This is a genomic window from Protofrankia sp. CiP1_Cm_nod2 (assembly GCF_920664355.1).
Lineage (GTDB): Bacteria > Actinomycetota > Actinomycetes > Frankiales > Frankiaceae > Protofrankia.
On record NZ_CAKKTL010000165.1, the window covers coordinates 1 to 11,561 of the forward strand.

The 11,561-nt window shown below is 73.1% G+C and carries 8 protein-coding genes; 6 read left to right on the forward strand and 2 right to left on the reverse strand.

Going from position 1 to position 11,561, the window contains the following annotated elements; all coding sequences use genetic code 11:
* From NBW84_RS17135 to NBW84_RS17145, 3 genes are all read left to right on the forward strand, one after another.
* Positions 1–1,123 (forward strand): AI-2E family transporter (locus tag NBW84_RS17135; protein ID WP_250285741.1); only part of this gene is annotated, 1,123 nt, incomplete at its 5' end.
* Positions 1,124–1,236: 113 nt separating this feature from the next.
* Complete coding sequence (locus tag NBW84_RS17140; RefSeq protein ID WP_250285742.1) at positions 1,237–1,935, forward strand: mycothiol-dependent nitroreductase Rv2466c family protein; 699 nt, start codon at positions 1,237–1,239, stop codon at positions 1,933–1,935.
* A gap of 225 nt (positions 1,936–2,160) precedes the next feature.
* A complete protein-coding gene (locus tag NBW84_RS17145; protein ID WP_250285743.1) occupies positions 2,161–2,643 on the forward strand; it encodes a ribose-5-phosphate isomerase in 483 nt (160 codons plus the stop codon).
* Here the strand turns inward: NBW84_RS17145 and NBW84_RS17150 are convergent.
* Positions 2,613–3,086 (reverse strand): hypothetical protein, encoded by a 474-nt coding sequence (locus NBW84_RS17150; RefSeq protein ID WP_250285744.1) that lies wholly within the window; start codon positions 3,084–3,086, stop codon positions 2,613–2,615. The genes NBW84_RS17145 and NBW84_RS17150 overlap by 31 nt on opposite strands.
* 1,522 nt (positions 3,087–4,608) lie before the next feature.
* Between NBW84_RS17150 and NBW84_RS17155 the strand changes: the two genes are divergently transcribed.
* Both NBW84_RS17155 and NBW84_RS17160 read left to right on the forward strand, forming a co-directional pair.
* Positions 4,609–5,628 (forward strand): glycosyltransferase, encoded by a 1,020-nt coding sequence (locus NBW84_RS17155; protein WP_250285745.1) that lies wholly within the window; start codon positions 4,609–4,611, stop codon positions 5,626–5,628.
* A 756-nt stretch (positions 5,629–6,384) separates the two neighbouring features.
* Positions 6,385–8,040 (forward strand): hypothetical protein, encoded by a 1,656-nt coding sequence (locus NBW84_RS17160; protein WP_250285746.1) that lies wholly within the window; start codon positions 6,385–6,387, stop codon positions 8,038–8,040.
* 183 nt (positions 8,041–8,223) lie between these two features.
* Here NBW84_RS17160 and NBW84_RS17165 read toward each other — a convergent pair whose 3' ends face one another.
* Positions 8,224–9,978 (reverse strand): glycosyltransferase family 4 protein, encoded by a 1,755-nt coding sequence (locus NBW84_RS17165; RefSeq protein WP_250285747.1) that lies wholly within the window; start codon positions 9,976–9,978, stop codon positions 8,224–8,226.
* 201 nt (positions 9,979–10,179) lie between these two features.
* Between NBW84_RS17165 and NBW84_RS17170 the strand changes: the two genes are divergently transcribed.
* Positions 10,180–11,561 (forward strand): lipopolysaccharide biosynthesis protein (locus NBW84_RS17170; RefSeq protein WP_250285748.1); only part of this gene is annotated, 1,382 nt, incomplete at its 3' end.

Here is an 11,561-nt window from a genome sequence, read left to right on the forward strand (position 1 = left end):
GGCGGCGCCACAGGATGCGGCTCCGGCGGCGCCGCGCGCGGCCGCCCTGGCGGCGGGAGCCGCCACCCCGGCCGGAGCGGGTGACCCGCACGTTCCGGTACCCCTGCGGGTGGCCGCGGGATGGTCGTGGCGCCTGCTCGTCGTCGGCGTGGCGATCTATATATTCATGCTCGTCATCGGGCGCGTCCGCGTCGTGGTGATCCCGGTGATCGCCGGTCTGCTCATCAGCGCCATGATCTATCCGACGGCGATACGGCTGCGCCGGCACGGGGTGCCCAAGCTGGCGGCGTCCTTCGTGACCGTCTTCGGCTTCCTGATCCTGGTGGCGGGCGCCGGGGTGGGCGTCGGCTTCAACGCGGCCAACGAGTTCCCGAGCCTTTCCGACCAGGTCAGCCAGGGTGTGGAGCAGGTCCGCGACTATCTGCGGGACGGCCCGCTGCACCTGTCGCAGAGCCAGCTGGACGATCTCACCAACGACATCACCAGGACGTTGGCGAACAACCGGGGACGGCTGGTCTCCGGTGTGCTCTCCGGCGCCACGGTCGCCGCCGAGGTGCTCACCGGCATCCTGCTCACCCTGTTCACGACCTTCTTCTTCGTCCACGACGGCGACCGGATCTGGGACTGGATCGTGACCCGTTTCCCCCCGGGCACCGAGGAACGGGTCCGGGGCGCGGGGAAGGAGGCGTGGGCGACCATCACCGGGTACATCCGCGGGACGATGTTCGTCGCGCTGGTGGACGCGATCGGTATCACCATCGGCCTGCTGGTCGTCGGGGTGCCCCTGGTCGCGCCGTTGGCACTGCTGACCTTTCTCGGGGGGTTCATCCCGATCGTCGGCGCGACGGTGGCGGGTGTGGCGGCCATCCTGGTCACGCTCGTCTCCAACGGCCTGGTACCCGCGCTGGTCATCCTCGGCGTGGTGCTCGCCGTGCAGCAGATCGAAGGCCATCTGCTGCAGCCGCTGGTCATGCGGCGGGCGGTGCGGCTGCATCCGCTGGCGATCGTCGTCTCGCTGTCCGCGGGCGGGGTGCTCGCCGGCATCCCCGGAGCGGTCGCCGCCGTGCCGTTCGTGGCGGTGGTCAACAGGGTCGCGAGCTATCTCGCCCGATCCGGGAAGTAGCCACCCGCCCCTGGTGGTTGGGCCTGAGTGACCGATGAACCCGGGCCTTCCGGCGGCGCGGCACCCATGATCGTCCTGCCGGCGTGCCCGTTTCTGGTGATCAGGAGTGACTTGTGACCACACAGCCCGGGATCGAGACCGTGTCCACACGCCCGTCACCTGCCTCCGGAGCGCAACCGGGGCCTGCCGGCTCTTCCGGCCCGTCCGCCCCCGCGCAGGCCGGTTTCTGGTTCGACCCGAGCTGCCCGTGGGCGTGGCTGACGTCGCGCTGGGCGCTGAACGTCGAACAGGTACGGCCGGTGCGGTTCAGCTGGCACGTGATGAGCCTCGCCGTTCTCAACGAGGGCCGGGAGGACCTCCCGCAGCGGTACCGGGAGGGGATGAAGCGCGCGTGGGGGCCGGTGCGGATCAGTGTCGCCGCCGCGGCACACCACGGTGACGAGGTGCTGCTCCCGCTGTACACGGCGCTGGGCCGGCGCCGTCACCTGGAGAAGGCGGAGTGGGACGCCGACACCTTCGCCGCCGCGCTGACCGAGGCCGGGCTGCCCACGGACCTCGTGGACGCGGCCACCTCGGACGAGTTCGACGAGGCGGTGCGGGCCAGCCACCACGACGGCATGGACCGGGTGGGCCTGGACGTCGGAACCCCGGTGATCGCGGTGGGGGACACCGCCTTCTTCGGCCCGGTCGTCACCCCGTCGCCGAAGGGCGAGGCCGCCGGCCGGCTCTGGGACGGGGTGCTGCTCGTCGCCGGCACACCCGGCTTCTACGAGCTCAAGCGTACCCGGGACCTGCCCCCCATATTCGACTGATACGGCATCCGGCCGTTCGGCCGGGTGGCACTCGACCGTTCGGTCGGGCGCTGTCTGTGTTCGGCCAGGCGGGTTTCCGTGTTCGCCCGGGCGGTGTCGGCGGTCCGGCCGGACCGCCGTGCGCACCCGCCGGCCCGGGTGGGCGCCCGGCCCGGCGGGTGCGTTGTCCGCCTTTCCGGTGGGAGCCGGCATAGGGGGCGCGTGGGGCGGGCATCATTGCCACCCATGCGCGTTCATCTTGGTTCCGACCACGCGGGCTTCCACCTGAAGGCCTCGTTGATCACATGGCTGACCGAGCAGGGGCACACCCCGGTCGATCACGGGCCTGCCTCCTACGACCCGGACGACGACTACCCGCCGTACGTGCTCGCCGCCGCGGCCGCGGCCGCGGACGAGCCGGACGCCTTCGGCATCGTTCTCGGCGGCTCCGGCAACGGCGAGGTCATCTGCGCGAACAAGGTCTCCGGAGTGCGCGCGGCGCTGGTCTGGAGCACCGAGACCGCCCGGCTCGCCCGGCTGCACAACGACGCCAACGTGATCAGTCTCGGTGCCCGGCTGCACACCGTCTCCGAGGCCGTGGGTTTTGTCGAGACGTTCCTGCGGACGCCGTTCAGCGCCGAGCAGCGTCATGTCCGGCGGATCGGGATGATCTCTTCTTACGAGCGGACCGGTGACGTTCAGGTGCCGTCGGCGCCGCTGGCGCCCTGACGTCGACGCTGTGCCCGGCCGGTGTCAGCCGTCGGATCCGTCCACGGTCGCCGGCGGATGACCACGCTGCGCTCGGCGTCGGCCAGGTCGTCGGGGCCGGGGCGGGCGATGTCGCGGGCGCGCATCGCCGTCCCCGGGGGCAGCCGTGACCGGCCGGCGCCGATCAACGCGCGCAGGCCGGGATCGCCGGTGTTGCGGCGTCGGCCGGGCCTGTCCTGCTGGCCCTGCTGGCCCTGCTGGCCGTTGCCGGGGTGCTCCGGGGCGGCCCGCCGCGGGCCCGGCCCGTCCGCGGCCCTGTCGTTGTCGGCCTCGCCGTTGCCGGCTCTGCCGTTGCTGGGCCGCCCGCTGTCGGGGTGGCCGCTGTCGGACATGCTGTCGCCGGACGCGGCGTTGCCGGGGCCACCCCCGGAGCCGGGCCTGTCGAACTGACGGCGTTGCGTCATCACCTGTTCCTTCCCGCGGTGCCCCTCGGGGGGCGTCCACCGGATCCAGGGTGCTCCGGTCCGGGGCGGCCTGGCCAGGGTGACCGGGCCGTACCGTCCGCGCCGCGCGCCCCGGCCGGCCCGCGGAAGCCGGCGGATCTCATCTCCACGATACTTTCAGCGCAAAATGCGTCCACGTTTGCCGGGGGGAGCCGGACGAATTCCTGGCGGCGGGGTTCCCTATTTCCGTCCGGGGTATATGTCGGGGCGCGACGGTGAGCGGGGAGGTGGCGTGCCGGATGCGCGGGGAAAGATGACCGGGTATTGTCCCCGGCTCCCATGAGGTACCGGGAGAATCCCGTCGGCGGCTGTGCCGGCCGGAGCCGGGAAAGGCCGGAGCCGGGCCCGCCCGGAGCGCCTCTCGGCTGATCCGATGCCGGAGGTGTCCGTGAGCAGTACCGGGAACGGCCCAACGCCGTTGGACGGGTGCCTGCCCGGGCGGAACAGCCACCGTGTCGTGTCCGCTGAAGCGCGCGGTGCGGTGCCTGCCCGGTTTCCGGTCGTCACCCGGCCGGGGTGTGTCGACGGGGAACGGGTATCGTCTGGTCGCCGTCTGATATCGGCGGAATGTCACTGGCAGGCCGAAGGGCGAATGATTACGGCTTTTTCGTGGGCTCACAGGCGGCAGCGGATATGGCGCGTGCGCCGGATGACCGGAGGCGGCCGGGGCGCCGGCCGCACAGCGCCGGCCCGCGCCGGAGCCAGCCGGAAGCTCATAATGATGGGCCGGATCGCGAAAGCGGGCGAACGGACGATCACCACGGCGGAAGCCGTCCTCGGCTGGCGGCCCACCCACCAACGCCCGCCCACCCGGCCGGCGGGCGTTGGTGGGACAACCCCGCGGGTCGCGGCTTTCCGGGCGGTACCGTGCCTTCCCCGCCTGGGCGGGGAGCGGTCGTGGTGTGACGAATCGTGGACTGTCGGATGTGCGTCGGGGTGATGTCAGGATGGCGGGCGCGGGAAGGGAGCGCGCCTGCGGGAGGATGCCATGAGCGTACGCGTGGGGCGCTGCCGCCGCGTGGGCGGGCGGTCGTGCTCAGGGGCTGGTGTCCTGGCAGCGAAGCCGATGGCGATGCTACCGATTGTGAGGTTGCGGTGACGGTGTTCGGATCCGGTGTCGCAGATTCTCGGAGGTGTCCCAGTGTGCGGTCACACTCCGAGCGGACACGGACCGTGACCGTGACCGTGACCGCAGCCGCGGCCACGGCCGTCGGGGCGAGCCGGCCGCGGGTCCGGTGCCCGGCCCCCGTCGTGTGCCGTCCAAAGGTTCTGGCATGTCGTCCAGAGGTTTTGGCATGCTGTCGGCCGCCGGTCGGTGCGTCGTTAGCCGTCGGGCATGCATCCGGCGCGGCGTCTCACATCCTGACGGCCGGGCGATATCGCGTCGACGCTTCGGCCGGGCATCGGGCGGCCCGAAGTACCTCGAGATCGGCAGGCGGCCACAATTGCCTCTGTCGCTGCCGACCCAGCTTGGGAGTGACTCTTGGACCACGTTCCCGTCAGTGTCGTCATCCCCGCCTTCAACGAGGCACACCGGCTCCCGGAGGCGCTGCCTCGCCTGACCTCCGTGCTGGGCAGGCTCGCCGGCGCGGAAGTGATCGTTGTTGATGACGGCAGTACGGACCGCACCGCCGAGGTCGCCCAGCAGCTGTTGAGCGGGTTCCCGCGGTCGAGCGTCGTGAAGCTCCCCTGGAACTCCGGCAAGGGCGCCGCTGTCCGGACCGGGGTCGCGATGGCCCGGGGCGCGTCGATCGTGTTCATGGACGCCGACATGGCCTCGGACGTGAACGACCTCCCGCTGCTGCTCGCGGCCCTGCAGGACGCCGAGGTGGCGCTGGGGTCACGCCGCATCGGTGGCAGCACGGTCCGCTCGAACGGCCGGCGGATGGGCAGCTGGGCGTTCAACCAGATCACCCGGACGTTCACGGCGCTGGACGTCGCCGACACCCAGTGCGGCTTCAAGGCGTTCCGTCACGCGGAGGCGAAGCTGTTGTTCAGCCTGTCCCGCTCGACCGGCTTCGGGTTCGACGTCGAGGTCCTCTCGCTGGCGCGGTCGATGGGCTACCGGATCACGGAGGTGCCCGTCCACTGGTCGGAGATGGCGGGTGGGACGTTCCGGGTGAGCCGGCACACCCCGGCGATGCTGGTCGACGTGCTGCGGGCCAGGCGCTACCACCGGCGCCGGGTCGTGCCCACGCCCGTGCCGCTGGGCCTGCGTCCCGTCGAGGCGCAGCCGCCGGTTGTGCTCCAGCCGGTGCCCACGCCGCTGACGGTCGTCCGGCGCCCCGGCGTGAGCACGGCCCCGGCGGCCGCGGACGACACGCAGCCGTCGCAGGCCCCGGTCGCCCGGGTGATCAGTATGGGCACCGGCGCCCTGGTGGCCGGCGGCGCCCCGGCGGAGATGCCCGCCTCGCCGGCCATCCTCCCGGCGGGCCGGGACGCCAGCCGGCTCCCGGCGGGCCGGGAGAGCGGGCGGCAGCCGGCCCCCCGCGAGGTCGTCTGAAGGCGCCGTCGCGGCCCCTGGGCCCCGGCTGAAGCCCGGGACCCCGGCTGAAGGCTGGGCCCCGGCTGAAGCCCTGGGCCTGGCTGAAACGGGATCGGACCGGCTCACGCCAGCCCTCCCGCCGGGTTGCCGGCATGTCATGTTCCGGCTGTGGCACCGGATGGGTGCCGGACGAGCCGCCGGCGTCGCCACCGAGCCCGGCCGATACGGCAGGACCGCGCTCCGGCCGTGGCCTCGCAGGGCCGGCTGATGACGGCCGTGGTGGGCTGCGGGCCGGTGCGCGGCGAGCAGGACCGGGGCCGGTGCGCGGCGAACAGGAGCGATGCCGCTGCCCCTCCGTCCGGGCTGTGCTGTCGCGCTCGGCACCCTGCTTGATGATTTATTGTTTTTCATTGTTACTCTGTTGCCTCGATGGTCATTTTTGCACTATCTGTGAACGATAACGCACTTTACGTGCGACTCACCGTGTTTACGGGCTGAAAAATTGTTCGAATTTTGCTCTGCGGATGCCTGCTCTCGTGGCTGTTCATTCTGGTATTCATTCCGCTGTCTGTTTCGGTGCTGTGGTCACTGATGGCCGCTTGCCTGTCACCGGGGAGAATCCGGCGACAAGCGAGGTCTTCACCACTGTTTCCGGCCGGATCACATCAACGGCCCCGGCGGGCCGGAAACTGGGCTGCGTGGGGATCCGTCGTGGGGACGTGCGCCGCTGAACCGTTCTCCTGACCGGGACGGACGGGCAGGAAGAAGGAGGACGTGAACATCGACTCCCACGAAATGTGGCGGTCCGCGCTGCTCCCGGGACCATCCGCACCCGTGACCCCCGTGCCGCGCGCCGGATCGTCCATGCCGCCGGTATCGACCGGCCCGATCCAGGATGATCTGATCCCGGATCTGATCCCGGAACGCCCCTTCTCGGTGCTGGAAGATCTGATCGTCGCCTCTGACCGCAGGACCGCGCCGATCTCGGTCGGGATGATCGCTCGCACCCGTGAGATCATCGATCCGTTCATCCTGCGGGACGCGGTGATCGACGTCCTGATGCGCCATCCGATGGCCCGGGCGCGGATGCGCACGGGGCTGTCCGGCCGGCGGTGGTGGTTCCCGTACACCCCGGACGACGTGCTGACAGTGGCAAAAGGTGATGGCGACGACGACGTGTGGGAGATGTTTGCGGAGATCTGCTCGCGCCCGTTCGACCTGACCGCGTCCTGCCCGCTGCGGGTCCTGCACGTGCGGCTGCCCACCGGCGACGCGGTCGCCGTTGCCGCGCATCATGTCGCCCTGGACGGGATGAGCGTGGCGACGCTGCTGCGCGCGATCCTTCAGCGTTGCCCCGCCACCGCTGCGCGCGTGGAGGACGGCGCGGCTCCCGGGCCGGTGCGGCTGACCGGGCCGGCGTCGGCACGGCCGCCCGAAGAGCCGCCTGAGCCGGTCAGACCGGTGCGGCCGGCCACATCCACCGGTGCGCGTGGGCCGGTGCCCGGCCAGGCGGCGCCGGCACCGTTCCCGGTGATCCTCCGGCCGGCACCGGCCCGTGCGGTGAGCCGGCTCGTCTCCGGGCCGCGGTTGCCGCGACTGCCGCGGTTGCCCAGCCGGGTCGCCCCGTCGCCGGGGGGCCGGACGGACGGCCGCGCGCGTTACGAGAAGGCGCGTCCCGGCCAGGCAGCGGATGATCGTCACAGTTCCGCCTATGGGGTGTACTGCCAGCGCGTCCCGATCCCGAGGTCCGTCCGGACGCTGGTGGCGGATACGCCGGCCACGGTCAACGATCTTCTGCTGACCGCCGCGAAAGTGGCTGTCCAGCGGTGGAACGCCACGGCCGGGCAGCACACCACGACGGTCCGGGTACGCATGCCGGTCAGCCGGCGCACCCCGGCCTCGGGCGATACGGCCGCCATCGGGAACCACACCGGCGAGGTCCTGATCGTGACGACCCCGCGGGACCGCCGGGATCCCGCCACCCTGCTCGCCGCGGTGCGCCGGCAGACGGCGGTGGGCAAGACGGCCGGGCCCCCGCCGGTCGCCGGCGGCAGGATCGGTGGTGTCGTCCGACTGGCCGGTCCTGCCCGTCACGCACTGTTACGGGTAGGTGTGGGGCTGGCCCGGCCGTTGCTGATGCCGACGATCACCGTGACCAACCTGGGCCGGCTGGCCGGCCTGCCGGCGTCGGGCGCGCCCGGGCCGGACGTCACGTCGCTGCACTTCGCGGCGTTCGCCGGGCTGCCGCAGGGGCTGGTGATAGCCGCCGCCGGCTACCGCGGTGAGCTCAGCCTGACCTTCTGCTACCACCGCGACCTGTTCGACCGGGCCGCCGTGCGCCGCTTCGCGCAGGTGTACCGGACAGCCCTGGATGAACTGACCGGCCTCCCACTGTCAGAGGCAGCAGCCCAGCCCGCCGCCGTCGGGTGACGCGGACACCGTCCGCGGCGCTGCCCGGCAGCGGGTGCCACCGGCCGGAAGAGGAGACGGCAGGTGGTTCCGGTCGTTACCGCGGCGGTTCCCACCTACGGGTTCCGCGTCCGTAGGTGGGAACCGTTGTTACCGCGACGTTTTTCACCGACGGCTCTCGAGGGAGCGTCCGCCAGGGACGTGTCAGCCCACTGTAGTGATCATGGACGTGGTGGTTCCGCTGGTGGGCAGCGGGTCGGGCAGGGCGCAGCGGGTGGCGGCGATCAGCAGGTCCTCGCCGGTGGCGGCCCGCGTCTCGATCGGGCCGGTCACGCCGGCCCGGGTGAGCGCGGCGCGGGCGTCGGCGGGGGAGGCCCCGTAGAGGACCGCGACCGCCCGGCCGGGCCCGGCCGCCCCGGCCAGCCGGTCGGATCCGGCTTCTCCGGTCAGGCGGTACACCAGGTCGGTGCGGCGCAGGGCCGGCAGCGGCTGGGTGGGGGCCAGCGGGAACTCCGCGCGGGTCACGGGGTCGTCCGCGCGGCGTGGCCCGCGCCGTCGCCCGCCTGAGGGACGCCCGCCCGGCAAATCGCCCTCGGACGGGCTGCTCTCGGACGGGCTGCCCTCCGGCGTGCTGCCTCCCGGCGAGTTCTCCTCGGACGGCCGCCGGCCCGGGAGGAGCCGCCCACCCGGTCGGTTCCCGGCCGGTAGCCGGCCGCCGAGCGGGCCCCGGCCCGGGTGCGTTCCGCGGCTTCGGGCCGCCAGCCGGTCCATCTCGGCGGTCAGTACCCGGGCGAGCAGTTCGGCGGTGGCGTCCCAGGTGAAACCCGCGGCCCACGCCCGGGCCCGGGAGCGCCAGCGCGCCGCCGCGGCCGGGTCCGCCAGCCTGGCCAGGGCCGTGTCGATCGTCGCCGTGAGCGGGCCGGGCTCGTCCACCAGCCAGCCGGTGTGCCCGTCACGGACGGCGTCACGCAGCCCGGGGACGCGGAAGGCGACCGCCGGCACGCCATGGGCGTTGGCCTCCAGCACCGACAGGCCCCAGCCCTCCCCGTGGGAGGGGTTGACCGTCAGCCAGGCCGTCGCCAGCAGCCGGTCCCGCTCGGCCGCGTCGACATACCCGTGCCAGCGCAGGACCTCCTCGCCGACGCCCAGCCCGCGGGCGTGCCGCAGCAGCCGGTCCCGGTCGGGCCCGTCCCCGACCATCTCCACGACCAGGCCGGGATGGGACGCGCGCAGCGCGGGCAGCGCGTCGATGAGCAGGTGCAGCCGCTTGTGCGGGACCAGCCGCCCGACACAGACGATGGCCGGCCGGCCGGCCGGCCGGGCCGGGGCGGGGCGGGGCGACGTGGGGTGGGCCGCGCCGCCCACCGGGCTGTCGGCGCCACCGGGCACGATGAAGCGGGGCCCGGCCAGCCTCAGCACGTCCCGGGCCTCGTCCCGGGTGGACGGTGACACCACCGCCACCGGGCGCCGCCCGTACACCCAGCGGCTTCCCGGCGTCTCCAGCAGCTGCCCGGCCCTAGCCACCGGCGCCGGGAAGTAGAGCGGGAACTGCCGCTGGTGGACGTGGTGCAGGACCTGGACCACCGCGGTGCCCGCGGGCAGCGCCAGCGGGCTGAAGAACGGGATGCCGTTCTGGCAGTCCACCACCGCGTCGACCCCGCGGCGGTCACGCAGCAGCCGGGCGAGGACGGCCGGGTACACCCCGAACGTGCCGCCGCGGCGGTGGATCTCGACGCCGCGGACGGTGGCCGACCGGGCCTGCCCGGCCGGCCGGGCGGTGAGCAGGCTCACCCGGGCGCCGGCCGCGGCGAAGCGCTCGGCCACCGACTGGCAGTAGAGTTCAGCACCACCGGCCTGCGGGTGGTCGAGATCACGCCAGTTGAGGAACACCACACGACGGCCGGCGAGCGCGTCGATCCACCTGCTCAGACTGCCTGTGGGCGCTGCGGTCACGGGCACCGGCGACTCCTTTCACGGACGGGCTGTCGTCAACCTGCTGACGCCGGTGGCGCAGCCCCCGCCCCAGCCCGCGACGATGGTGCCAGATCGCAGGGACCGGACGTCGCTGGGACGCGGGCGGTGGCTTACCGTGGATCAGCGATGCCCGGCAAAGGGCGGCAAAATGGATCCGCGCAAGCGGGGCCGGGCGGAAGGAGACGGGTGACGAACGTCGGACGTGCGGCGCTCGCGCGTGCCCTCCAGGGGCCCGGGGTGCTCGCGGCCGCCGGGTTCGCTGTCAACGGCGGCAACCTGCTGGCCAACCTGGTGTTCGCCCGGGCGCTCGACGCCGCCAACTACGGCGCGCTGGTCGTCCAGACCGGAATCTTCCTGATCCTGTCGATGGGCGGCTCCGCCCTGCAGATCGCGGTGGTGCAGCGGGACACCTCCGCGCCCGGCCACACCCGGCACCAGCGGGGGTTCTGGATCCGCCGGCTGCGTGGCGTCTGCGCGGTCGGGGTGGCCGTCGCCGGTGTCCTCGGCCTGCTGGCCGCCAGGCCCGCGGCGACGGTGCTGTCCTATCCGCATCCGCTGGCGATCGCGGAGGCGGTCGTGGCCGCGGGGGTGTGGGTGTCGCTGTCGGTCGAGCGCGGCCTGTTGCAGGCCCGCCGCTCCTATCAGGACCTGGCCCGCAACTTCGTCCTGGAGGGCGCGGCCCGGATCGCCGTCACCATCGGTCTGATGTTCGCCGGGCTGGGCGTCAACGGCGCGGGCCTCGGCCTGATCGTCGGTATCGCGCTCGCGACCGAGCACGCTCGGCGGCGTAGCGCGCGGACATCACGCAAAGTAGCGGATATCCGGTGTGCGGCCACCTGTGACGAGCGGATCGGCTCCACCGGGCCGATCCTCCTGCCGCCCGTCTCCACGGTGCGCACCAGGCACGCCCTGCGGCGCGACACGACAACCGCGCTCGCCGCGCTCGTGCCGCTGGCCATGCTGCAGAACATGGACGTGGTCATCGTCGGCTGGCTCAATCCCGGCTCGGTCGGGCCGTACGCCGCCATCGCCACGGCCTGCAAGGTACCGGTGTTCATCGGGCTGGCCGTGGCGAACTTCCTGCTGCCGGAGGCGGCCCGCCGCCGGCAGCAGGGCCGTCCCGCCACGGCGGCGCTGCTCGCGGCGGTCGGCTGGGTGATCGCTCCCGGGCTGCTGCTGGTGGCGGTCGGCGCGGTGGCCGCCCGGCTCCTGCTGTCGGAGGTCTTCGGCCCTGAGCTGACCGCGGGCGCGCCCGCGCTGTGGGTGCTGGCGCTCGCCATGACCTGCCTGGCCGTGACACTGCTGTTCACCAACTACCTGCTGGGCGCGGGCCGCCGCGGCGTGGTGGGTGTGCTCGCGGCCGGGACCGTGCTGACCGGCGGTGGACTGATCATGGCTGGTGGGGATCTGGTCGCCACCGCGACGATGGCGCTCGTCTGCCAGGCCGTGACCGTCTCGCTGGCCGGCCTCATGGTGGTGCGGGCGCACTCGCCCGCAGTGCTGGCGATGGCCGCGGGCACGCCGCCGGGCCAGGCGGCCGGCCCGGCGGCGCGGGCCCAGCCGGGCGG

Excerpts from the sequence above, each read along its gene's own strand:
- NBW84_RS17145 (WP_250285743.1), top strand. The coding sequence starts at position 2,161 with ATGCGCGTTCATCTTGGTTCCGACCACGCGGGCTTCCACCTGAAGGCC.
- NBW84_RS17150 (WP_250285744.1), bottom strand. The coding sequence starts at position 3,086 with ATGACGCAACGCCGTCAGTTCGACAGGCCCGGCTCCGGGGGTGGCCCC.